Annotated in this window: 18 protein-coding genes and 2 tRNA genes; 13 read left to right on the top strand and 7 right to left on the bottom strand. The window is 67.2% G+C overall.

The annotated features are described in order from the left end of the window. Positions 1–29: 29 nt before the first annotated feature. Both E3O32_RS10115 and E3O32_RS17755 read left to right on the top strand, forming a co-directional pair. A complete protein-coding gene (locus E3O32_RS10115; RefSeq protein WP_134509121.1) occupies positions 30–863 on the top strand; it encodes an inositol monophosphatase family protein in 834 nt (277 codons plus the stop codon). A 357-nt stretch (positions 864–1,220) separates the two neighbouring features. Continuing rightward, positions 1,221–2,513, top strand: coding sequence for a M23 family metallopeptidase (locus E3O32_RS17755; protein WP_134509123.1), 1,293 nt, complete (start codon positions 1,221–1,223; stop codon positions 2,511–2,513). A 34-nt stretch (positions 2,514–2,547) separates the two neighbouring features. On the opposite strand, the gene E3O32_RS10125 is transcribed toward E3O32_RS17755, so the two are convergent. After that, complete coding sequence (locus E3O32_RS10125) at positions 2,548–3,342, bottom strand: GTP pyrophosphokinase (RefSeq protein WP_241974762.1); 795 nt, start codon at positions 3,340–3,342, stop codon at positions 2,548–2,550. A 242-nt stretch (positions 3,343–3,584) separates the two neighbouring features. Here E3O32_RS10125 and E3O32_RS10130 point away from each other — a divergent pair, with 242 nt between their 5' ends. Then, positions 3,585–3,959: an endonuclease domain-containing protein gene (locus E3O32_RS10130; RefSeq protein ID WP_134509125.1), complete on the top strand. Its 375-nt coding sequence runs from the start codon at positions 3,585–3,587 to the stop codon at positions 3,957–3,959. A gap of 144 nt (positions 3,960–4,103) precedes the next feature. Here E3O32_RS10130 and E3O32_RS10135 read toward each other — a convergent pair whose 3' ends face one another. Further along, positions 4,104–5,771 (bottom strand): glycoside hydrolase family 13 protein, encoded by a 1,668-nt coding sequence (locus tag E3O32_RS10135; protein ID WP_241974764.1) that lies wholly within the window; start codon positions 5,769–5,771, stop codon positions 4,104–4,106. Between the two features lie 177 nt (positions 5,772–5,948). On the opposite strand from E3O32_RS10135, the gene E3O32_RS10140 reads away from it, so the two are divergent. From E3O32_RS10140 to E3O32_RS10165, 6 genes are all read left to right on the top strand, one after another. Then, positions 5,949–7,181 (top strand): sugar ABC transporter substrate-binding protein, encoded by a 1,233-nt coding sequence (locus E3O32_RS10140; protein ID WP_134509129.1) that lies wholly within the window; start codon positions 5,949–5,951, stop codon positions 7,179–7,181. Between the two features lie 165 nt (positions 7,182–7,346). Next, positions 7,347–8,969 carry an ABC transporter permease subunit gene (locus E3O32_RS10145; protein ID WP_134509131.1) on the top strand — a complete coding sequence of 541 codons (1,623 nt, stop codon included), beginning with the start codon at positions 7,347–7,349 and terminating at the stop codon, positions 8,967–8,969. Position 8,970: 1 nt separating this feature from the next. Further along, positions 8,971–9,879 (top strand): sugar ABC transporter permease, encoded by a 909-nt coding sequence (locus tag E3O32_RS10150; RefSeq protein ID WP_134509133.1) that lies wholly within the window; start codon positions 8,971–8,973, stop codon positions 9,877–9,879. Positions 9,880–9,885: 6 nt separating this feature from the next. Next, complete coding sequence (locus E3O32_RS10155) at positions 9,886–11,757, top strand: glycoside hydrolase family 13 protein (protein WP_198417550.1); 1,872 nt, start codon at positions 9,886–9,888, stop codon at positions 11,755–11,757. An 86-nt stretch (positions 11,758–11,843) separates the two neighbouring features. Then, a tRNA-Thr gene (locus E3O32_RS10160) sits at positions 11,844–11,915 on the top strand. A gap of 33 nt (positions 11,916–11,948) precedes the next feature. Next, a tRNA-Met gene (locus E3O32_RS10165) sits at positions 11,949–12,022 on the top strand. Between the two features lie 233 nt (positions 12,023–12,255). On the opposite strand, the gene E3O32_RS10170 is transcribed toward E3O32_RS10165, so the two are convergent. Next, entirely contained in the window at positions 12,256–13,713 is a 1,458-nt protein-coding gene (locus E3O32_RS10170; RefSeq protein ID WP_134509135.1) for a PucR family transcriptional regulator, read from the bottom strand. A gap of 117 nt (positions 13,714–13,830) precedes the next feature. Between E3O32_RS10170 and E3O32_RS10175 the strand changes: the two genes are divergently transcribed. From E3O32_RS10175 to E3O32_RS10185, 3 genes are all read left to right on the top strand, one after another. Further along, positions 13,831–14,928 carry an alcohol dehydrogenase catalytic domain-containing protein gene (locus E3O32_RS10175; protein ID WP_134509137.1) on the top strand — a complete coding sequence of 366 codons (1,098 nt, stop codon included), beginning with the start codon at positions 13,831–13,833 and terminating at the stop codon, positions 14,926–14,928. 77 nt (positions 14,929–15,005) lie between these two features. Beyond that, entirely contained in the window at positions 15,006–16,454 is a 1,449-nt protein-coding gene (locus tag E3O32_RS10180) for an APC family permease (protein ID WP_134509139.1), read from the top strand. A 460-nt stretch (positions 16,455–16,914) separates the two neighbouring features. Next, on the top strand, positions 16,915–17,325 hold the full coding sequence (locus tag E3O32_RS10185) for a hypothetical protein (protein WP_134509141.1): 411 nt from the start codon (positions 16,915–16,917) through the stop codon (positions 17,323–17,325). A 316-nt stretch (positions 17,326–17,641) separates the two neighbouring features. Here E3O32_RS10185 and E3O32_RS10190 read toward each other — a convergent pair whose 3' ends face one another. Beyond that, entirely contained in the window at positions 17,642–18,553 is a 912-nt protein-coding gene (locus E3O32_RS10190; protein WP_134509143.1) for a LysR family transcriptional regulator, read from the bottom strand. Between the two features lie 72 nt (positions 18,554–18,625). Between E3O32_RS10190 and E3O32_RS10195 the strand changes: the two genes are divergently transcribed. Further along, positions 18,626–19,585 carry a DMT family transporter gene (locus tag E3O32_RS10195; protein ID WP_134509145.1) on the top strand — a complete coding sequence of 320 codons (960 nt, stop codon included), beginning with the start codon at positions 18,626–18,628 and terminating at the stop codon, positions 19,583–19,585. Positions 19,586–19,635: 50 nt separating this feature from the next. Here E3O32_RS10195 and E3O32_RS10200 read toward each other — a convergent pair whose 3' ends face one another. The 3 genes from E3O32_RS10200 to E3O32_RS10210 are packed head-to-tail and all read right to left on the bottom strand — an operon-like array spanning position 19,636 to position 23,275. After that, positions 19,636–21,123: an NAD-dependent succinate-semialdehyde dehydrogenase gene (locus tag E3O32_RS10200; protein WP_134509147.1), complete on the bottom strand. Its 1,488-nt coding sequence runs from the start codon at positions 21,121–21,123 to the stop codon at positions 19,636–19,638. Then, the gene (locus E3O32_RS10205; protein WP_134509149.1) at positions 21,120–22,352 is read right to left on the bottom strand and encodes an iron-containing alcohol dehydrogenase family protein; all 1,233 of its coding nucleotides are present in this window, start codon (positions 22,350–22,352) and stop codon (positions 21,120–21,122) included. The genes E3O32_RS10200 and E3O32_RS10205 overlap by 4 nt, the downstream gene beginning before the upstream one ends. Next, positions 22,349–23,275, bottom strand: coding sequence for an NAD(P)-dependent oxidoreductase (locus tag E3O32_RS10210; protein WP_134509151.1), 927 nt, complete (start codon positions 23,273–23,275; stop codon positions 22,349–22,351). Before E3O32_RS10210 ends, E3O32_RS10205 begins: the two co-directional genes overlap by 4 nt. Position 23,276 lies beyond the last annotated feature (1 nt).

A 23,276-nucleotide genomic window follows, 5' to 3' on the forward strand; every position in this document is an offset into this window, starting at 1 on the left:
ACTCTTTGCGTGTCCCGTAGCGTTGGAGCATGACTGCTCCCGCTTCGACCGAACTACTCCGCCTCGCCCGGGAGATCGCCCTCGAAGCGGGCGAGCTCGCCCTGACCCGGCGGGCCGAGGGCGTTCACGTCGCGGCGTCCAAATCCTCGCCCGAGGACGTGGTCACGGATGCCGACCGCGAGACCGAGGCGCTCATCCGCCGCCGCCTGGCCGACGCCCGTCCGCATGACGGTTTCTTCGGCGAGGAATCCGACGCCACCGGCGGCAGCTCCGGGCTGACCTGGGTAGTCGACCCGATCGACGGCACCGTCAACTACCTCTACGGGATCCCGGCCTGGGGCGTCAGCATCGCCGTCGTCGAGGGTGAGCCCGACCCGGCGACCTGGACGACCCTGGCCGGCGCGGTGCGGAACCCCGCAGCCGACGAGCTCTTCACCGCCGCGGCCGGGCAGGGCTCATTCCTCGGCAAGCGCAGACTCCAGGTTCCCTCCGGCGTGCCCCTGTCCCTCGCCCTGCTCGGCACCGGTTTCTCCTATCAGGCCGCGCGCCGGGAGCGGCAGGCCGACGTCGTGCGCGGCCTGGTCGGCCAGGTTCGGGACATCCGCCGGATCGGTTCTGCCGCCCTCGACCTGTGTTCGGTGGCGGCCGGCCGGTTGAACCTCTACTACGAGCGCGGCCTGAACCCGTGGGACCTGGCGGCAGGAGCGCTGATCGCGCGCGAGGCCGGGGCCCGGGTCGGCGCGTTCGGCGACGACCGGGAAGGGAACGATCTGCTGATTGCGGGCGCGCCCGACCTCTACGAGGTGTTCGCGCCGATACTTTCCGATCTTTTCGACCGTCACATGGATGAGGGCGGTCGGTAGGGCCGCCACGCCGAGCGCATCCGCGGAATCCCGGGCGAGTCGCCGGCCGGCCCGCGCTGTCGGGAGGCTCCGTCGGGAGGCCCGGGCACCCCCGTTTTCGGGTGTCATTCGGCCCCGCCGAATGGGAAATCGGGGCTTCCCGGGTTACCCTGTACTGATTCGTTACTTTGGCACTGGCCAAGACGACCGTTCTGGCTCCCTGTCCAACGCACCGAAAGAACCTCTCCTTTGCCCTCTCACTCCCCTTCATCGGCTGCCTCTGTGCCCGATGCGAGTGACCCGGCAGGACAGCCTTCCCAAGGAGCATCCCTGACCCGTCGCGAGCTGCGTGAGCGCGAGCGTGCTGCACGCGCACCCGTGGAGGTCGCCGACGCGCGCCACACGAGCCGCCACGACTCGGGCGTTGTCGCACCGCCGAAGGCGGCTGAGCCGGTCGCCGCGGCACCCGTCGAGCCCGCACCCGCACCCGTCGAGCCGACCGCGATCCAGCCAGAGCCGCTCGAACCCGCGCCGCTCGAACCCGCGCCGGTGTTCATGCCGCTCGCCGAAGCCCTCGCCGACGCGGACCTGCGTCTGCCCGAGCTCGACACGGTCACGATCGCCGACACGGACCGGCTCATCGCCGCCCCCGCGGCAGCCGAGGCTCCGGTCTCCGACCTGGAGCAGCTCCAGACGGACGTCTCGCCGGTCACGACCTCGACCCCGATCCAATTCCCCACCCGGGCCCAGGCCCGCGCCAGGCAGGCCGCCTCGCGCTCCGGCCAGCCCGCCCCGCGGTCGGCCGCTTCACGTCCCGAGGCGCCGCCGCCCGCAGCGTCGCTCCCCGAGGCATCCGCGCCCGTTGTGGGCATCACGGAGGCCCCTCGACTCCGGGCTTCCGTAACGCCACCCGCTGCCCCCCGGTCACCCCGGACGGCCACCCCGGCCAGCGGACTCGCCCGGCGGCTCGCGACGACCGGCGTCACGTTCGTGGCGATGGCGTTCGTCGCCCTGATGGCCGTCTCCACCTCCCTGCCGGCCGAGGCGCTGCTCTCCTCCGCCGATGTGCAGGCCGCGGCCCACGCCGCCCTGCGCACGACCAAAACCGAACCGGCCCAGACGCTCACGATGAGCGGCGGCACCGACGTCATCTCCGTGCAGCGCGACGGCTACGAGTCGAAGACCATCGCCGAGGTCGCCGCGGCCAGCGGCATCCGGATGGAAGCCACGTTCACCAACAACCCGAACGGCACGATCCAGTGGCCGTTCGCCGTCGGCGTGCACATCGGCGACCGCTTCGGTTTCCGCGACTGCGCCGGCTGCTCGTCCAATCATGGCGGCCAGGACTTCAATCCGGGTCTGGGTGCCCCCATCCAGTCGATCGCCGACGGAGTTGTCAGCTTCAGCGAAGACGGTGAGGGCAGCCTGGGCACGCACATGATCATCGACCACATGATCGACGGCAAGCTCGTCTCCAGCGTCTATGCGCACATGATCAAGGGTTCGATGCTGTTCAAGACCGGCGACGTCGTCAAGGTCGGACAGGTCATCGGCAAGGTCGGGAACACGGGCATGTCGACCGGGCCGCACCTGCACCTCGATATTCGGCTCGGTGGCAAGGACGGCACCAAGGTAGACCCGCTCGCCTGGCTGTACGCCAACACGAACTAGCGGCACCGGCCTCCGCGGCTCAATCCGCCGCGGCTCAGGCGCGGTCGCGTTCGGGCAGCTCGTCGTCCTCGCGGGAACGGCTGATGGCGCTGAGGAACCCCTCAGGCAGCGCGTACTGCGATAGCCCGGCGATGCTGAGGATGTCGGTCTCCGCCTGGTCGTCGGGCTCGAGGGCGACGACCTGGTCGTGCAGGCGTTCCATCTTCACGTCGAGGCGGTTGGCGACATCCGCCGCCTGTTTCAGGTCGTGCACGAGGTCGACCGGCACCTCGCCCTGGTACTTGTAGAAGATCTTGTGTTCGAGGCTGGCCCAGAAGTCCATCGCGACGGTGCGGATCTGAATCTCGACCGTGACCGGTTCGACCCGGTCCGACATGAAGACCGGGATCGCGGCGATGAGGTGCAGGCTCTTGTAGCCGTTGGGCTTCGGCGCCGCGATGTAGTCCTTGACCTCGAGCACGGTGATGTCCTGCTGGCTCGTGAGCATGTCCAGGATGCGGTACGTGTCGGAGATGAAGCTGCAGGTGATCCGGATGCCGGCGATGTCCTGGATCTGGGCGCGGATGTCATCGAGCACGAGCGGGCAGCCTTTGCGGACGGCCTTCTTCAGGATGCCCTCCGGCGACTTGAGCCGGAAGTTCACGTGCTCGATCGGGCTGTAGTCGTGGATCGAGCTGAACTCTTCCTTGAGGATGTTGATCTTGGTCATCATCTCGTCGGTCGCGAACTTGTACGACATCATGAATCGGGTGAGCTCGGTCTTCAGCTCCCGGCGCTGGGCGACGCTCCCGGCGGTGTCGAACCCCTTGTCGATGCCTCTGACGGCCACGTTGACTCCTCCTGGGCGCTCAACTTACCGGCGCCGCAGGTCGATTCTCCCACTCGGGGTTGCGGGTGGGCTGGCAGGGCGCGAATGCAGGATGCCGGGGCTGCGCGGGGCGCCTGGGGCCTCGTTCCTCGCGAGTATCCTGCAAACCGGCCCGCAGGGATGGAGAGTGCACAGATTCCGCGGCCGGAGGGCCCGGCGTGCCGGCACGCGGCATCCTGAGGCGATGGCGATGGCGATGACGGATGCTGCGGCAGCGATCACTCTGCGACGGCGGCAGCCAGTCCGGCCTGGAGACCCTCGTGCGCTTGTTCCTGATCAGGCAGCGCATCCGGGTTCGCAGCCAGGTCAGGGTGGCGGGCGTCGGCCACGTCGACCTGGTCGTCGGCGATCGTCTCGTGCTCGAACTCGACGGCGAGGAGTTTCACACCGGGCTCGCCTTCGAGGAGGACCGTCGCCGGGACTTCGCGCTCGTCCAGCAGGGCTATCTGGTGCTGAGAATCACCTACCGAATGATCATGCAGGACTGGCAGCGGGTGGCGGACGGCATCCTGGCACTCGTGCGCCGCGATGAGCACCGCTGGCGCGCCAGCAGGGTCCGGCCGACCCCCGGCAGGTGAATGCAGGATGCCGCGGCCGGGCAAGGCCGGGCGGGGCCCCGCCCGGCGTGGCATCCTGCATTCGCGAGCAGACGTCGGCGCCAGCGCGTTGCCCCGTTGCCGCGGTTGCCCCGTTGCCGCGGTTGCCGCGGCGCGCGGTGGAGCCTAGGCGCGCAGCCAGGCCGTGGTGTCGCCGGGCAGGGTGCGTCCGGCGATCGGCTCACTGGCCAGCAGCAGTTCCCCGGCCGGCAGCTCGATCGGCTCGGTGCCCGTGTTCGCGACCACCACCACTCCGCCGTTCCGGAAGTGCACGACCTCGTCGCCGAACCCGCCCCGCCACTCCACCGAGCCCAGCCCGAGGGCGTGCTCCCGGCGCAGGCGCAGTGCGAGCTTGTACAGTTCGAGGGTCGACCCGGCGACGCCGTCCTGGGCGTCGCGGGCGAGGGTGCCCCAGCCAGCGGGCTGCGGCAGCCAGCTGGCCGAGGTCGGGCCGAAACCATAGGAGGGCGCTGAACCCTCCCAGGGCAGGGGCACCCGGCATCCGTCGCGGCCGTACCGTTCGCCGTTGGTGCGGAACCAGGTCGGGTCCTCGCGGGAGGCGTCCGGCAGGTCGATGACCTCGGGCAGCCCGAGTTCCTCGCCCTGGTAGAGGTAGCTGGAGCCCGGCAGGGCGAGCATCAGCGCGGTCGCCGCGCGGGCGCGCTGCAGGCCCACCACGGGGTCGGGCAGGCCCGCCGTCTTCGGGCCGATGCCGTGGCCCTGCAGGTTCTCCGCGGTGAGGGCCAGCCGGGAGGCGTGGCGCACGACGTCATGGTTGGACAGCACCCAGGTGCTCGGGGCGCCGACGGCGCTGAACGCCTCGAGGGAGTCGTCGACGACCCGGCGCAGGGCCGGGCCGCTCCACGGCGTCTCGAGGTAGGCGAAGTTGAAGGCCTGGTGCATTTCGTCGGGGCGCACCCATTCGGCGACGCGGCGCAGCGGGTCAACCCACGCCTCGGCGGCGAGGATGCGCTGCCCGGGGTACTCGTCGAGCACGAGGCGCCAGTCCCGGTAGATCTCGTGCACACCGCCCTGCGCCCAGTACGGCGCCGTCTCGGCCCACTCGGCGATGATGCCCGGCTCGAGCACCGAGGCGCCGCCCATGCTGCCGCCCTCGACGGGAGCGGTGTAGTCGGGCAGCCCGGCCGCCTTGATCATGCCGTGCGCGACGTCCACCCGGAAGCCGTCTGCACCGCGGTCGAGCCAGAACCGGAGCACGCCGCGGAACTGCGCCCGCACCCACTCGTTGTCCCAGTCGAAGTCGGGCTGGGTGGTGTCGAAGAGGTGCAGGTACCACTGGTCGAGCGTGCCGTCGGGGTTTGTGACGCGGGTCCAGGCGTTGCCGCCGAAGACGGATTCCCAGTTGTTCGGCGGAAGCTCGCCGGTCTCGCCCTTGCCCTCGCGGAAGATGTAGTGCGCCCGCTCGGCGCTGCCCTCCGGGGCGGCGAGTGCGGCCTGGAACCACGGGTGATCGCTCGAGGAGTGGTTGGGCACCAGGTCGACGATCACCCGGATGGCCAGCTCGTGGGCGGTGCGCACCAGGGTGTCGAAGTCGGCGAGGGAACCGAAGATCGGGTCGACATCGCAGTAGTCGGCCACGTCGTAGCCGGCGTCGTGCTGGGGAGACGTGTAGAACGGGGACAGCCAGATGGCGTCGATCCCGAGGTCGCGGAGGGCCGGGAGACGCCCGGTGATGCCGGCGAGATCACCCATCCCGTCACCGTTGGCGTCCGCAAAGGAACGGGGATAGATCTGGTAAATAACTGCGGTTCGCCACCACTCAGTGCCTGTCATGAAAGAAAACCTTACGGCATTCTCCACAACATGGAAGCGCTTGCATGGCATTCCCGTTAAACGAACCGAAAAAAAAAATTCGTCGGCTCAAGCTCTTGAGTTGTCAATCGATCTGCGAGAAGCTATACATGTAAACGCTTGCACAATTGTCAATGTCCTTACGAAAGGCACACACCAATGATGGTGAATAAGAAAGGCCTGCTGGCTGCCGGCGCAGTCGCGGTCGCCGCTTCCCTCGCCCTGGCCGGATGCTCCGGCGCCTCGTCCTCCAAGAGCGGCAGCTCCGATGCGGCCTCCAGCACGCTCACGGTCTGGGTCGACGCCGACCGCGCGGCCGTGCTGAAGGACGCGGCAGCGGCCTTCACCAAGGAATCCGGCGTCACGGTCAAGCTCGTCCAGAAGGACTTCGGGAAGATCCAGGAGCAGTTCATCGCCCAGGTTCCCACCGGAAAGGGCCCCGACGTGACCATCGCCGCCCACGACTGGCTCGGCAACTTCGTCGGCAACGGCGTCGTGCAGCCGGTTGAGCTCGGCGACACGGCCAAGGACTTCCAGAAGGTCGCCGTCACCGCCATGAGCGTCGAGGGCAAGACCTACGGTGTGCCGTACTCGATCGAGAACATCGCCCTCCTGCGCAACACGGCCCTCGCGCCCACCGCGCCGGCCACCTACGACGACATGATCGCGGCCGGCACAGCAGCCGGAACCGAATTCCCGTACCTCGTGCAGGTCGGCCCCGAGTCCGACCCGTACCACCTGTACCCGTTCCAGACCTCGTTCGGCGCCCCCGTCTTCGGCACCAACGCCGACGGCAGCTACAACGCCGGCGACCTGTCCATCGGCAACGCCGGTGGTGAGGCCTACGCAGCCTGGCTCGCCAAGGAAGGCGCCGCCGGACACCTCAGCGTGAACGTCACCGGCGACATCGCCAAGGAGAAGTTCAACGCCGGCGCCTCGCCGTTCCTGATCACCGGCCCGTGGAACGTGCCGGACGCCCAGAAGGCCGGAATCAACGTGGCCGTCGACCCGATCCCGTCCGCCGGTGGTGAAACCGCGCAGCCGTTCGTCGGCGTGCAGGGCTTCGTCGTCTCCGCCAAGTCCAAGAACGCCATCGCAGCCAACGAGTTCCTGGTGAACTACATCGGCAGCGAAAAGGTCCAGACCGAGCTGTACAAGGTCGGCGGCCGTGCACCGGCACTGACCTCGGCCTTCGAGGCAGCCAGCGCCGACCCGATCACCGCCGGCTTCGGCGCGGTCGCGGCCAAGGCCGTCCCGATGCCCAGCATCCCGCAGATGGGCAAGGTCTGGCAGTTCTGGGGCGTCACCGAGGCCGCGATCATCAGCGGCCAGGGTGACCCCACGGCGCTGTGGCAGAAGATGACGGCCGACATCCAGACCGCCATCAAGTAGGCGCACCACCCCGTTACCCGGCTGCCCCCGGCCTCTGACTCGAGGCCGGGGGCAGCCGGGCGACAACCGGCCCCGCCGCGTCACGCGGCCCGGCCCACGTAGTCCCCTGTCCGGCACCGGCAGGCGAACAGATCCACAATGCAGAGCGGCAGAGAGCGGACGAAGATGACCCACCCAGGCACCGAGCGCGACGAGGCGCAGGTCAGAGAGTCGAAGCGCTCACGACAGGCCGCCCGCATCGCCGAAGCGGCATCCGCCGGGGTGAAGACGCTCCTGGTCAAGATCGTTCTGCTCGGCATCGTCGACGCGATCAGCGTGTACGCCCTCTTCGTGCTCCTCCTCCGAGCCGACTGGGTCGTCTTCGGCGCGGTGCTCCTGGTCACCCTCATCGTCAACTGGATCTACTTCAGCAAGCAGAAACTGCCGGCCAAGTACCTCACCCCCGGGCTGATCTTCCTGCTCATCTTCCAGATCTTCGTGGTCGGCTACTCCGGCTACATCGCGTTCACCAACTACGGAACCGGCCACAACAGCACCAAGCAGGACGCGATCAACGCCCTGATCGTCTCCTCCCAGCAGCGCGTGCCCGACTCGGCCACCTACAAGCTCACCGTCGTCGAACAACTCGGCAACTACAGTTTCCTGGTCACCGAACCCGACGGAACCGTCAGCCTCGGCGGAACGGATGCCCCGCTCCGCCCGGTCACCGACGCCACCCTCGACGACACCGGCAAGGCGGTCGCGCTCCCCGGTTACACCAGCCTCAAGTTCAACGACATCGTCGGCAACCAGGAGAAGATCGCGGCGCTGTCCGTGCCGCTCTCGGACGACCCGAACGACGGGACCCTCCGCACCCCGGACGGGTCCAAGGCCTACCTCTACCTGTCCGACCTCGTCTACGACGAGGCCGCCGGCACGATGACCGACACCAAGACGAACACGGTCTACACCGACAACGGCAAGACCGGCTCGTTCGTCGCCGCCGACGGCACCGAACTGCTGCCCGGCTGGAAGGTCGAGGTCGGCCTCGCCAACTTCGCCAAGGCGTTCGGCTCCGAGTCGATCCGCGGCCCGCTGATCAGCGTGACCCTGTGGACCTTCGCGTTCGCCTTCCTCTCCGTGCTGACCACCTTCGGCCTGGGCCTGTTCCTCGCGATCGTGTTCAACGACCTGCGGATGCGCGGCCGGAACGTCTACCGGGTGGTCCTGATCCTGCCGTACGCGTTCCCCGCCTTCCTCTCCGCGCTGGTCTGGGCCGGGATGCTGAACCCGCAGTTCGGCTTCGTCAACCAGGTGCTGTTCGGCGGCGCCGACATCCCGTGGCTGACGAACGAATGGCTGGCCAAGTTCAGCATCATCTTCGTCAACCTGTGGCTCGGCTTCCCGTACATGTTCCTGGTCTGCACCGGGGCGCTCCAGTCGATCCCGGACGAGATCCAGGAGGCTGCCACGGTCGACGGCGCCAGGCCGTTCCAGGTGTTCCGGCTGATCAAGCTGCCCCTGCTGCTGGTCTCCGTCGCCCCGCTGCTGATCTCGTCGTTCGCGTTCAACTTCAACAACTTCAACCTGATCTACATGCTGACCAACGGCGGCCCCCGCGACGTCACGGCCGGGGTGAACGTCGGCTCCACCGACATCCTGATCTCGATGGTCTACAAGGTCGCGTTCGTCGGCGCCAACCGCGACTACGGCCTCGCCAGCGCGTTCTCGATCATCATCTTCCTGCTGGTGGCCCTCGTGTCAGTCATCAGCTTCAAACAGACCAAGGCGCTAGAGGAGTTGAACTGAGATGCGGATTGCAGCCCCCGAAACCAGCGACCTGTACATCCCGACGAAACGACCGTTCAACTTCGGCCGGTGGTTCTCCCGCACCGGCTGGCGCCACCTGGTCGGCGCCATCATGGTCGTCTTCTCCGCGTTCCCGCTGCTCTACGTCCTCTCCGCGTCGCTGCACCCCGGTGGCACCCTGATCACGGCGAACGGCCTCTTCAGCCAGGTCGACCTGGGCAGCTACCAGACCCTGTTCAACCTGCCCCAGCAGCCCTACGCGGCCTGGTACGGCAACACCCTCCTGATCGGCGGCATCACCTCGCTCTGCACCGTGTTCCTCGGCGCTCTCGCGGCCTACTCGTTCTCCCGGATGCGCTTCGTCGGCCGCCGCCCCGGCCTGCTGATGCTCGTGCTGGTGCAGATGTTCCCGCAGCTGCTCGCCGTGGTGGCCATCTTCCTGCTGCTCAACGGCATCTCCGACATCTTCCCGGCGATCGGGCTCGACTCGCAGGTCGGCCTGATCATGGTCTACCTCGGCGGCGCCCTCGGCGTGAACACCTACCTGATGTACGGCTTCTTCAACACGGTGCCGGCCTCGATCGACGAGGCCGCCAAGATCGACGGGGCCGGCCACGCCCGGATCTTCTTCACGATCATCCTGCGCCTGGTCGCGCCGATCCTCGCCGTGGTCGGACTGCTCTCGTTCGTGGGCACCACCAACGAGTTCGTGATCGCCAGCATCGTGCTGATCACCCCCGAGAAGCAGACCCTCGCCGTGGGGCTGTACCAGTTCGTGTCGCAGGAATTCTCCAGCAACTACTCGGTCTTCGCGGCCGGCGCCGTGCTCGCGGCGCTGCCGGTGATGGCCCTGTTCCTGTGGCTGCAGAAGTACATCGTCGGCGGCCTGACCGCCGGCTCCGTGAAGTAGCGGTCCGTGCCCGATCCGCGGTTCCGTTCCGTCCTGACGCCCCACCACGACGGCTCGCCGCTTCACGTCTCCACCCCGAACCCCGAACTGGGCGAGAGCGTCACTGTGCGGGTGCGCATCCCCGAGTCGTTCGGGACCGTGGCGAGCGTCTATGCCCGGTCCAACCCCGACAAGGAGCCCCGATTCGACGCGGCCCGGCTCCTCGGCGCGGCGGACGGCTGGCAGTGGTGGGAGGCCGTCATCGTGGTGGAGAACCCGGTGCACGGCTACCGGTTCCTGATCGACCTGGCCGACGGGACTCACTGGTGGCTGAACGCCACCGGCCTCTCCGACATCGAAACCCTCGACACCGAGGACTTCAAGCTGCTCGCCTACCCGGCGGCACCCGACTGGGCCGCCTCCAGCGTGATCTACCAGATCTTCCCCGACCGGTTCGGGCGCTCCCCGGCCGCCGACGCCCGGGAAACCCCCGAGTGGGGCATCCCCGCGGCCTGGGACGACCCGGTTGACCAGGTCGGCCCGGGGCGCTCGCACCAGTTCTACGGCGGCGACCTCGACGGCATCGTCCTGCACCTCGACCACCTGCAGCGGCTCGGAGTCACCCTGATCTACCTCACGCCGGTCTTCCCGGCCGGGTCGAACCATCGCTACGACGCCTCCAGTTTCGGCGAGGTCGACGAGGCCCTCGGCGGCGACGCCGCCCTCGTGCGCCTGGTCGAGGCCGCCCACGACCGGGGCTTCAAGGTGATCGGCGACCTCACCTCCAACCACTCCGGCGACCGGCACGAGTGGTTCCGTGCCGCGCATTTGAGCCCGGATGCCGCGGAGAGCTCCTTCTACTACTGGCTCGACGCCGAGCACGGCAGCTACACCTCGTGGTTCGGGGTGCCGACCCTGCCCAAGTTCAACTGGGCATCCGCCGAGCTCCGCACCCGTTTCATCGAGGGGCCCGGGTCCGTCGTCGCGAAGTGGCTGCAGGCGCCGTTCCACCTGGACGGCTGGCGGATCGACGTGGCCAACATGACGGGCCGGCTTGCGGGCGAGGACCTGAACGCCGAGGTGCGGCAGACCATCCGTCGCACCATGATCGAGGCCAACCCCGACACGCTCCTGCTGGGGGAGTCGACCAACGACGCGTCGGCCGACTTCCAGGGTGACGGCTGGCACGGCGCCATGACCTACACGAACTTCACCCGGCCGCTCTGGAGCTGGCTGTCGCGGCCGGGCAGCCCGTCGTCGTCGTTCTTCGGCCTGCCCTACTCTTCGATCCCGCAGTACGACGGGCACCAGTTCGTCGCCACCCACCAACGGTTCGTCGCCGGCTTCCCGTGGCGCACCCGCCTGTCCACGATGAACGCCCTCGACACCCACGACACTCCCCGGTTCCGCACCCACGCGATCGACCGCGGGGTGCCGGTCGCCTTCGGGATGTCGGTGACGCTGCCCGGCATCCCGATGATCTTCGCCGGCGACGAATTCGGCCTGGTCGGCGTCGACGGGGAGCACTCCCGCACCCCGATCCCGTGGCCGAGCATTGGGGAGCCGCAGGTCGCGGACACGATCGAGCTCTACTCGGCGCTGATCCACCTGCGCACGGCACACCCCGCGCTCAGCGAGGGCGGGATGCGCTGGCTGCACGTCGGCGAGGACGTGCTCGTCTACCTGCGCGAAACCGCGGGGGAATCGGTGCTGCTGGTGGCCGCCCGTGCGGCCGGCGAGGCCGTGGTCCCCGGCTGGGCGGTGGCGGGAGCGGAGGCCGCCACGCGGCTCTTCGGCGACGCCGAACTGGGCGTGGATGCCGGCGGCATCCGCTTCACGGTTGTCGGCCCGTCGTTCACGGCGTGGGCGCTTCCGGGGGTTCGGCTGCCCATCGGCTGAGCGCGGTCAACGGGCAGGCAAAGTTGGTGATAATCTTTACCGGTTGCCGAAAAACAAAGGCTCAGCTTCTGCCCGTTGGAAGTTTTGCCCCCTTAGCTCATTGGTAGAGCACTTCCTTGGTAAGGAAGAGGTAGTGGGTCCGATTCCCACAGGGGGCTCAGGCTTGGAAGCTCTTGCAGCCGACAGGCCGTGGCGGGGTAGCTCAGTTGGTTAGAGCACACGGCTCATAATCGTGGTGTCGCGGGTTCAATTCCCGCTCCCGCTACACATAAAGGCCCTTTGACCAGGAATTCTATCGGTCACGGGGCCTTTCTTTTTGCCTGGATGCTGACCGACTCCGCTCGAGATTTTAGTTCCGAGCCCAGCCTCGTCGCGCGCCTTCTCGTGCACTGTTGCTCGCGCTACGCGGCGACGGTGAGGACCTCTGGTATCGATGGGGTGGCCACATTCAAGTCGATGCAACCGAGGCCATCATCTCGTACATTAATCATGCCAAGGTCAGGACGTTGGGTGCCCTAGTGCGCGCATTGCCAGCCAGGCTGCGGCCCGGTCATCCGGGTTTTCCATTGAGAGGCCCGTGCGTTTCTCGATCTGAGCGATTCGATTTGTGAGCGTGTGCCTGTGTATGCCTAATCTCCGGGCCGTGATTCCTAAGGCACCGTGCTCAGCCAGATACGTGCGCAGGGTTTCCATGAGCTCGCCCGGGGTCCCGTCTGGGTTCCGCAGGCCGTCTACGATCCGAACAATGCGGGCGATGGCCTGCGAATCTAGCGCACCTATCAGGTATTGAACGGTGGGGAGGGTCTCGTACCGAACCGTGGAACAGTTGCTCGCGACCGCAATGTCATGTGCCTCTCGGGCCTCTCCGACCGTGATGTTGAGCGCATCCAATGCGGCACTCGAACCGATCCCGCACCGCAGCGGCGTTTGGGCCTCCGCGACGAAGTTGTCGACCCGTCTGGCGAGTTCCGTGACGAGATCGTCACGAATGAGGCCGACGGTGCGATCTCTTTCCGGGCTCACCGCATGCACGGTCCCCATCTCGTCAAGCCACCTGAGAATGAGGCGCTCCACGTCAACGGACTTGGTTCGTGACGACAAGATGAACCCCGTCATCGAGGCATCGCGCACGCCCCAGCGGCGGAGTAGTTGAGCCGGCGAGTTCGCGGGGACGGCTAGGAGGCTCGCCATCATCACCTCTCGTCCCAAGCGTTCCGTCTCCGTGTGATCGTGTGTGCGCAGGAGTATATCGATCAGCGCAGCCGACTGGGCGGCGAGATCGCGGGTGCGGCTGGTAGTTCCGCTGCGCGATGCGACGACGAGGAACGCACGAAGCTCTTCTCCTTCTCCAATCGGATGCACCTGCAGCCCTGGATGACTTACTCGGACCGGGCGTTGAAAGGCGACGGCGACCGCATCGTCGAGGTGCAATGCGCCAGCGCCCGCACTTGTGATTGCCTGGCCCGCTTTGTCCAGGAGGACGACCCAGCCGTTGAGACGCTGGGCGAGCTCGACGACGACAGCATTGGCGCCGCCTCTCCGGGCGACCTGGGTCAAGACTTTGGTCCCGGTCGTCACTAGGCGAGCCTCGGCCGCACGATCGGTGGCCAATGACAGAGCGATCTCGAGCCGTACGCGATCGAGATCCGTGCTCTCGCAGAACAATACTGTTAGCCCCATGGCTTCGATGATTCTCACCAGCGCGTTCCGGGGAATCCGCGGCGTCGGCGTGATCAATACCGAGCCCTGCAGAAAATCGATCCTGTCACTTTCGTCGCCCATGAGGGCTGCGAACTGGACGTCCGTGGCGAGCACCAGGCTGACAAAATCCGTGCGAGCTACTACGGAGAACTGGTCTAGCAGGATGACGTCATCGACCTGAGAATTTGAGGCGGCGCCTCGGACCACGAGCGTCGCGTTTACGAGTCTTGCCACGGCTGCCACGTCGAGAGTCATAGCTAAGTGTACAAAATGGCACTCCGTGCTAATGGCATGGACATTATTCACAATGCGTGGGTGTCGTTGTCCTGCGTAGCATGAGCGAATCGACGCTACGCAGGACAAAGGAGCCCCATGAAAGCGGTCGTTTTTCGAGGCATTGACGAGCCGGTGGAGTTCACGGATGTCGAGCTTGCGGGCCCCCGAAGCGGTGAGGTCCGCGTGAAGATCGCGGCCGCCGGGGTGTGCCACTCAGACCTCCACATCAGGCGGGGTGAGTGGGCTGCAGCATCTCCGCTTGTCATGGGTCATGAGGGGTCAGGCGTGGTCATCGAGCTCGGCGACGGAGTGACATCCCTGTCAGTCGGAGACCACGTGGTGCTCTCATGGGTGCCCCCATGCGGCGAATGCCGCTACTGCCTGTCGGGCCACGAGGCACGCTGCCAAAAGGTCGCGACCGTCGTCGCCCCGAAGGGCGTGCTATTTGACGGCACCTCCCGACTTTCCAAAGGCGGCGAGACGCTCCATCACTACCTGGGGGTGTCATCCTTTGCCGAAGAAGTCGTCGTTCCGGCATCCGGCGCCATCAAGGTTCGCAAGGATGCGCCCCTCGACGTGATCGCACTCGTCGGTTGTGCCGTTGCCACAGGCGTCGGTGCCGTCCTCAATACGGCATCGGTCGAACCCGGTTCAACCGTCGCGGTCATCGGCTGCGGCGGAGTAGGGCTGAACATCATTCAGGGAGCACGGCTCGCCGGTGCAGAGCGAATCATTGCCATCGACATCAGGTCTGAGAAAACGGAACTCGCCGCTCAGTTCGGCTCGACTGACAGTATCGATGCATCCTCCGTCGACGCCGTCGCGGCTCTCTACGAGCTCTTGCCCGATGGGGTCGACTACGCCTTCGACGCCATTGGCCGCACCGCAACCACGGAACAGGCAATTCAAATGCTGGGGCTGGGGGGAGCCGCAGTGATCGTCGGATTGCCGCCGACGGGGGCTCGAGCGTCATTCGAGCCGCTCGTGCTTGCCGAAGCAGACCAGCGCATCCTTGGATCGAACTACGGCAGCGTTCGCCCGTCCATCGATATCCCTGCCCTGGTCGATCGATACATGGACGGACAGCTCAAGCTTGATCCTCTCGTCTCGGCCCGCCGCCCCCTCAGCGAGGCTCTCGAGGCTCTCGACGAACTTGAGACCGGCAGTGCACTCCGCACCTTGCTCATTCCCTAGTGCTGCGAGCTCGCGACGAGCTCGACCATGCCAACACCCTTGCACCCAACCCGTTCCCCAACTCAATGGAGAGTCCCATGTCAACTACTGCACGTAAGGAACCAGCATCCCGTGAGGGTGCCCTCGTCGATGCCGGTCTCCGCCGCGGCATCATGAGCGGCCCCGAACTCGCAGCCCAAGCCATCGCCAATATCGCACCCAGCGCTGTGATTGCCTTCACCGCCGCTGCAATCTATGTCGGAGCCGGCAACGGGACAGTGCTCTCCTTCGTTCTCGCGACCTTCGTCATCCTGGCGGTCGGCTACTGCGTGGCCGTCTTCGCCCGCCGCCACGCTTCGGCCGGATCCCTCTACACTTACGTCTCCAAGGGCCTCGGCCCTTTTGGTGCATACCTGGCCGGCGTGACGCTGCTGATCGGCTGCTGGGGAATCGCCGCCGGATCACTCGGAGGCTCCGTCGCCTACTTCAACCAGTTCCTCAACCTCATCGGCGTTCCCGTCGAGGGGGTCTTCACCCAGATTGTGCTCACGATCGTGCTCGGCGGTCTGGCCACACTCTTCACTATTCGCGGTATCCGGCTCTCGGCTCGCGTATCGCTAGTCCTTGAACTCGTCTCCGTCACCATCATTCTTGTCCTGCTAGTTCTGGCGTTGATTTGGGCTGGCCCCGCCGCGTGGGATCCCTCGCAGTTCACCTTCCAAGGCGTTCCCTTCCAGGGAGTCGCGGCTGGCATGGTGCTCGGAATCCTCGGCTTCGTTGGATTCTCCTCGGCCGACGCTCTGGGCCGCGAAGCCAAGAACCCCTACGTCGCGATTCCCCGCGTCATCATGTGGAGCGCTGTCGGAGTAGGCGTCCTGTACGTCTTCGCCGCGTACACCCAGGTGGTGGTGCTCGGCACCGGCCTCGCCACCAGCGCGAGTCCCCTCGAGGAAATCGCCACAACCATCGGCATGCCCGAGTGGTTCGCCCCAGTCCTGACTTTCGGAGTCGGCGCATCCTTCTTCGCCGTTGTGGTCTCCCCGCTCAATGTCGTCGGTCGAATCTTCTACGTCATGGGCAAAGAGGGCGTCGTTCCGGCTACTTTCGGCCGCACCCACGAACGCCACCTCACCCCGCACCGGGTGCTGCTTGTATTCGGACCCGCAGCTGTCCTGCTTGACGTGATCCTGCTTGCGTTCAACGTCAACGCGATGAATATCGTGGTGTGGGTCGACACGTATGGCACCTACGGGTACATGGTTGCCTATGCGCTCGTTGCCGTCGCGTGCGTCATCTACACTCGCCGCGAGAGGATGAACAACACGCTCGTCTGGATCTGCGCGGCGATCGCTGTGGTGGGCATGGTCTACGTCTTCATCGCGAACGTCTATCCAGTTCCCGCGTACCCTCTGAACGTGATCCCGTACATCTTCCTCGCCACGATGATCCTGGCGATCGCTTGGTACGTGCACCTGGCGAAGAACCGGCCCGAGGTCATCCTGAGCATCGGAAACACCGAAACCGACATCCTCGAAGGCGCCGGTTGAATAGTGCAGAGCAACAAAATGCCTTGATGCGCTGACTTCAGGGACTGTGAACGCGCAACACGGACGGGGTCTCGTGAACAATCGCCAGGCCAGTGGCCCGAAAACACGAGGGCCCGCGCGCCGCGACATCGTGCATAGCGGCCCGTCCGGCGGATAGGGATTGGCGAGGGCCCACTGCGGACGCGGTGGGCCTTCAACCAACCGGTTGCACCGACAACGCCACCTCAAGACGGCTCAAACGGCACGCTCTCCGAGGGCGGATGCTGGCGGATGGAGTGGCCGCTTGCAGGCCAGCATAGGGACGAGTGACCGCGCGGCTGTGAGGCCCTGACGAGTCCGGTCGTAGCTGCGAAAGGCCCCGGCGTCACCGCACCTGGGGAGGAGAGGCAGCAGCCGGGGCGAGGCCAACTCGATGACATGGAGGTGGCACGTCGAGACTGACGACGATGGGGCGCTCCATGTGGTTGTCACCGAGGACATCTCCAAAACGCATCGAGAACGCCGCGTGCCCGCTCTCGATGACAGGGTCACCGAGCGGCTGCTGATTCGCCAGAACGCCGCCCTGAGCCAAGCGGCGTACGTAATCGGGTCACCGGCGGATGCGACGTCCGTCTGGGATCGCCGCAACTGCACTTCTGCCGTTGCAGAGCTTTACATTGAGCTGGCTCAGGCGCTCGACATCACGCTGCTGATCACCATCCGGACGCACGTTTGGAGGGCGACACTGAATTCCCTGCTGCTCAATCAAGTACCGGAGGTGATCCGTGCGGCCTTCTTCGGGCACGATGCGGCAGTGAACCGGGCCTCGTACACCGACCTCACCGACACGTCCAGCATGGTTGCCGCAGCCCGCCGACTCCGCGCTGTATAGCCGTTAGAAACTCCGGTCTAAACTCCGTTCTAGCTCCGGGATTTTAGGGGATCATGCGGGCCACTCGGGGTCACCCTTTCCCCAAGAGAACGCTGGTTTACCAGCAGAAAACGCAGTCCTGAATTGGGAATGCGAGTTATATTGCTCATCATCGTGGTGTCGCGGGTTCAATTCCCGCTCACGCTACCGAAGCCCCGGACTTCCGCCGAAGTCCGGGGCTTTCTCTCTGCCCGACGTCTCGAGGCGGGCTGCTCCGAGCCCACGGTTCAACCACCGAGACCGGGCGCACCGCACCCGCTGCATCCGTTCGCCCCGCCTATCCGGCCGGGGGCGCGCCGGTGACCGCGCGCAGCTCGTCGAGCACCCGGCGTGCCGAGGCGCGGAGCAGCGTCTCGGGGCGGCTGAGCACGTCGATCTGCCGCCCGACGCTCAGGTCGTTGAGCGGCAGCAGCACCAGGCTGGACCCCGGCGCCGGGGCCATCGTGAAGCGCGGCAGCAGCGCGATCGCCGCCCCAGAGGCGACGACGGACGCCGCCACGAAGAATTCGTTGATCCGATGCTCGACCCGAAGGGGGTGCCCGGCGCTCGCCGCGACGACGTTCACCGCCTCCGCCAGCGGGAAGCCCGGGTGCCCGGCGATCCAGGGCTCGTCGGCGATGTCGGCGACCGACACCGACGACCGCCCGGCCAGCGGATGCCCGACCGCCAGCGCGACATCGAGCGGTTCGTAGATCAGCGGGGTGACGGTGACCCGGCCAGGCCAATGCGGATCGTGCGGGAGCCGGTGCGCGACGACGAGGTCATAGTCGGCCACCAGCGCCGGGAAGTCCGTCCGGGCGACGTCCTCGTCACCGCAGCGGAGCGGCACGGCGGGCCCGCCCGAGGCGGTCAGGCGGGAGATCAAGGGTCCGAACCAGGCCAGCCCGGCGCTGTGGAACGCGGACAGGCTGACCGGTGTGGCCGGCTCGCCGTGGAAACGCGCGACCGCCTCCTCGGCGGCGGCCATCGCCGTGGACACGGTCACTGCGGCCGCTGCGAGTGCCGAGCCGGCGGGGGTCAGCACGAGGGTTCGCCCTTTTCGCTCGGTGAGGTCCACGCCCGTGCTGCGCCGCAGCGCGGACAGCTGCTGTGAGACCGCCGACGACGACACGAAAAGCGCCCGGGCCACCGCGGCGACGCTGCCGCGCTCGCCGAGTTCTCGCAGAACGAAAAGCTGATTGAGATCCATTAGCAAACACTAAAGTATCGATTTAGAATTAGCCATCTGGACTTAACAGTGGGGGCCCGGGAGGATTGTCCCATGACCACTCGCGCGCGGCTCGGGCGCTACCGCATCGACGCCGTCCTCCTCCTCGTCGCGCTGGTCTGGGGCGGCAGCTACCTCGCCGCCAAGGTGCTCACCGAGCAGGCGAGCGTGGGCGCGGTGCTCGCGCTGCGCTTCCTGGTCGCCGCGCTGGCGCTGCTGCTGATCTGGGCTCTGAGGCGGCCGCGGTGGCCGAGCCGGGCCGAGCTGGGTGTCGGGGTGCTGCTCGGGCTCAGCCAGGCGGCGATCCTGTGGTTGGAGACGGCTGGCGTGGCCGTCACCTCGGCCACGAACGCGGGCCTCATCATCAGCCTGACGATCATCCTCACGCCGATTCTCGAGTCGGTCGCGGCGCGCAACTGGCTGCCGCGCGGCTTCTTCGTTGCCGCCGTGCTGGCGGTCGTCGGCGTGGCGCTGCTCGTGTCCGGCAGTGGATTCCGTGCCCCGAACCCGGGCGACCTGCTCGTGCTCGTGGCTGCACTCGTGCGCGCCCTGCACGTCACAATGGTCGGCCGGCTCACCCGGGGCAACGGGCCCGACCGAAGGCCCCGCACGCTCACAATCACGCTGGTGCAGGCTTTCGTGGGCGCCATTGTGTTCTGCGCGGCGGAAGCGCCGGGGACGTTGCGTGCGATCGGCGGCTTCGGCCCGGCCGCCTGGCTTGGGGTGCTCTACCTCGGCCTGGCCTGCAGTGTGTTCGCGTTCCTGGCCCAGACCTGGGCAATCCGGCGCACCTCCGCCGCGCGGGCCAGCCTGTTGATGGGCACCGAGCCGGTCTGGGCGGTGCTCGTTGGGGTGAGTCTCGGCAGCGAGAGCCTCGGTCCGGTAGCGGTGCTCGGGGCCGGGCTGATCGTCGCGGGCACCTCCTGGGGACAGCGGGTGGAGCTGCGGCACCGGCTGCGCTCGGCGCCCCTGCAGCCGGCCCCGCATCATCCGTCGCCCGCCGCCGTCGGCTGAGCCCAGCCGGCAGAGCGCGCAGCTGATGCAGGCAAGGTCGAGGGGGCAGGTCAGACGTCGGCGTACGGATCGGCGATGCCGACGTAGCGGGTTTCGAGGTACTCGTCGATGCCCTCGAAGCCGCCCTCACGGCCGAGGCCGGACTGCTTCACCCCGCCGAACGGCGCAGCCGGATTCGAGACGATGCCGGTGTTCAGGCCGAACATGCCCACCTCGAGCTCTTCGGCCAGGCGCAGACCGCGGTTGAGGTCCCGGGTGAATGCATAGGCGACGAGCCCGAACTCCGTGTCGTTGGCCAGGCGGATGGCCTCCGCCTCGGTGGCGAAGGTCAGGATCGGGGCGACAGGCCCGAAGACCTCCTCGGACATGATCCGCGCGTGTGCCGGGACGTTCGTGAGCACGGTCGGCTCGTAGAAGTAGCCGGGGCCGTCGACGCTGCGCCCGCCGAGGGCCACAGTCGCGCCCGCGTCGACGGCATCCGTGACGAGTTCATGCACCTTCGTGCGGGTGCCCTCGTCGACCAGAGGTCCGATCTTCGACGAGGGGTCAGTGCCGCGGGCGACCGTGTGGGCGCGCATCCGCTCGAGCAGCATCTTCGTGAAGGCCTCGGCGACGCCCTCCTGTACGAGGATGCGGTTGGCCGCGGTGCACGCCTCGCCGCCGTTCCGCATCTTCGCCAGCATGGCGCCGGAGACGGCCTTGTCGAGGTCGGCATCGTCGAAGACGAGCAACGGTGCGTTGCCACCGAGCTCCATTGACACCCGGAGCACCTGGTCGGCTGCATCCTTGATCAGGCGGCGGCCGACCTCGGTCGAACCGGTGAAGGAGAGCTTGCGCAGCCGAGGGTCCTGGATCAACGGCGCGGTGACGGCGCCGGCGCTCGTGGTCTGCACCACATTGAGCACCCCGGCGGGCAGCCCGGACTCCTGCAATACCTGTGCGAACAGCAGCGCGGTGAGCGGAGTGAGTGCAGCGGGCTTGAGAACCATGGTGCAGCCGGCCGCGATCGCGGGGGCGATCTTGCGGGTCGCCATCGCCAGTGGGAAGTTCCACGGGGTGATGAACAGGCACGGTCCGACCGGGCGTTTGGTGACCAGCAGCCGGCTGTTACCATCGGGTGCGACGGCGAACCGGCCTGAGATTCGCGCGGTCTCCTCGGAGAACCAGCGCAGGAACTCGGCGCCGTAGGCGACCTCGCCGCGAGCCTCCGCGAGCGGCTTGCCCATCTCCAGCGTCATCAGCAGGGCGAAGTCGTCGGCCCGGGCCGTCACCGCCTCGAAGGCCGCGCGCAGGATTTCCGCGCGCAGCCGGGGCGCCGTTTTCGCCCACCCGTGCTGGGCTGCGAACGCGGACGCCAGGGCCGCATCGCCGTCGGCGGGCGTGGCGTCGGCGATGCTGAGCAGCACCGCCCCGGTGGACGGGTCGCTCACGTCGAAGGTGCCGCCGTCGCCCGCCTCCCGCCATACGCCGCCGATGAACAATCCCGTCGGCACGCTCTGGAGCAGGGCGCGCTCGTCTGCGACGGTGATGATGGTCATAGGGACTCCTTGAGAATGCGCCGCACGTCGTCGACGCTCGGCTGGATGGGGTTGTTGACCGTCACCGCGTCGGCGAGGGTGTCCGCGGCCAGGGAGGCCAGGGCCTCTTCCGTCACGCCGAACGTGGACAGCGGGCCGGTCATCCCGACGCGCCGGGCGAGGTCGGCGATGGTGATGATGGCGGCCTCGGCGTTCTCTGCGGTGGTCGATGCCGTGTCGCCTACCCCGAGGGCGAAGGCAACCCGGGCGATCCGGTCCTCCCTCACCGCCAGGTTGAAACGCAGCACGGCCTCGATCACGATGCACAGAGCGAGGCCGTGCGGGATATCGAACTGGCCGCCGAGCGGATGCGCGATGCCGTGCACAAGCCCAAGCCCGGTGTGCGAGAAACCGACACCGGCCAGATGACTGGCCAGCAGCAGTTCGGCCCTGGCTTCGAGGTCGGTGCCGTCTTCGACGGCGCGTGGAAGGAACGCCGCGACCGTCGAGATAACCTGGAGGGCGATTCCGTCGCTGTACGGGTTGGCCCGGATCGACAGGTACGACTCGAGGGCGTGGGTGAGAGCGTCCATTCCGGTGGCCGCGGTCGCGCTAGGGGGAAGGCCAACGGTCAACTCGGGGTCGAGCACGACGGCACGGGCGAGGGCGCTGTCGTGACCGACGTAGAACTTGCGGTGGTTCACGACATCCGTGATCACGCCGAACGCGTTCACCTCCGCCCCGGTCCCGGCCGTAGTGGGCACGGCCACGATCGGCAACGCCAGGTTGGCGAACCGGGTGGTGTAGTCCAGGCCGATGCCCCGCTCCGGGTTGACCGCGCCGAGTGAAATTCCCTTGGCGGCGTCCATCGATGATCCGCCGCCGACGGCCACGATGATCTCCGCGACGACGGATGCCGCGAGGTCGCTGCCCTCGTCGACGCAGGTGGTCGTCGGGTTGGGCGTCACCCCGCCGTAGACGGTCACCACCAGTCCGGCGAGTTCGAGTGACGCGCGCACGGTTTCGACGACGGGGGAGGTGGCGAGGAACGGGTCGGTGACGATGAGGGCGTGGGCCGCTCCGGTGGATGCGGTGATCCGGCCGACCTCGGTGACCCGACCCCGACCGAAGTAGGCGATCGGTTTCGGGTCGAGCGTCAACTCCGATTCGGACAGCGGGCGCGGCAGGGGCGCGAGGCCGGTTCGGGCGAGGCCGGCAGTGGCCTGGCCGGTGCCGACGGGCGAGATCATGTGGTGACCGTATCGAGTCGGAGTTCCACGCCGATCAGGTCTTCGTAGAGCCGGATCGGCGTCATCTCCCCGGCGCTGTCACCGTATTGGGCGCGGGCCCGACGGTAGATCTGCTCGACCAGGGAACTGAGTTCGGCTGGCACCCCGACCGAGCGGGCCAGGTCGATCGAGAGTCCGAGGTCTTTGCAGGCCAGGGCGATTGCGAAATTTTCGTCGTAGTCCCCGTTCTTGAGGACGGACAGCAGGTCGTGCTGCACGAAGTTGCTGTTCGCGGGGCTCGCGATCAGCGACCTGCGCAGCACGTCGAGGTCCACTCCGGCCTTGACGCCGATGCTGAGCACCTCGGCGGTCGAGACCAGATGGGAGAACCAGAGCTGGTTGATCATGAGCTTGACCGCGTAGCCTGCCCCGGCGCCGCCGACGTGCAGGATTCGCTCAGGGTCACCCATCGCGTCGAACACCGGTCGCAGGCGTTCGACGTCGTCGGTTTCCCCGCCGATGAAGATCTGCAGCATGCCGTTGGCCGCTCCGACGGCCATCCCGCTCACCGGGGCATCCAGGATGTGCAGGCCCCGCCCGGAGTGGTCGGCGCGCACCCGCTGGGCCACCTCAGGCACGGAGGTCGACATGTCGACCCAGGTGCCGCCGTCGGAGATTCCGGCCAGGATCCCGGTCGGCGAGTTCACGACGGTGTCGACGTGGCGCGGTGTGGGTAGCATGGTGATGACCAGGTCGCTCTGCGCCGCGACGTCGGCTGCGGTGTTCGCCCAGACGGCGCCGCCCGCAATGAGATCGGTGGCCGCTTCCTGGCGGATGTCGGTGACGACAAGCTCAAATCCCGCGCGCTGGAGATTGAGGGTCATTCCGGAGCCCATGTTGCCCAGGCCGATGAAACCGACCCGGGTCGGCGATGAAGAGGTCATT

The sequence above is a fragment of the Cryobacterium mannosilyticum genome (genome assembly GCF_004402705.1).
Taxonomy (GTDB): domain Bacteria; phylum Actinomycetota; class Actinomycetes; order Actinomycetales; family Microbacteriaceae; genus Cryobacterium; species Cryobacterium mannosilyticum.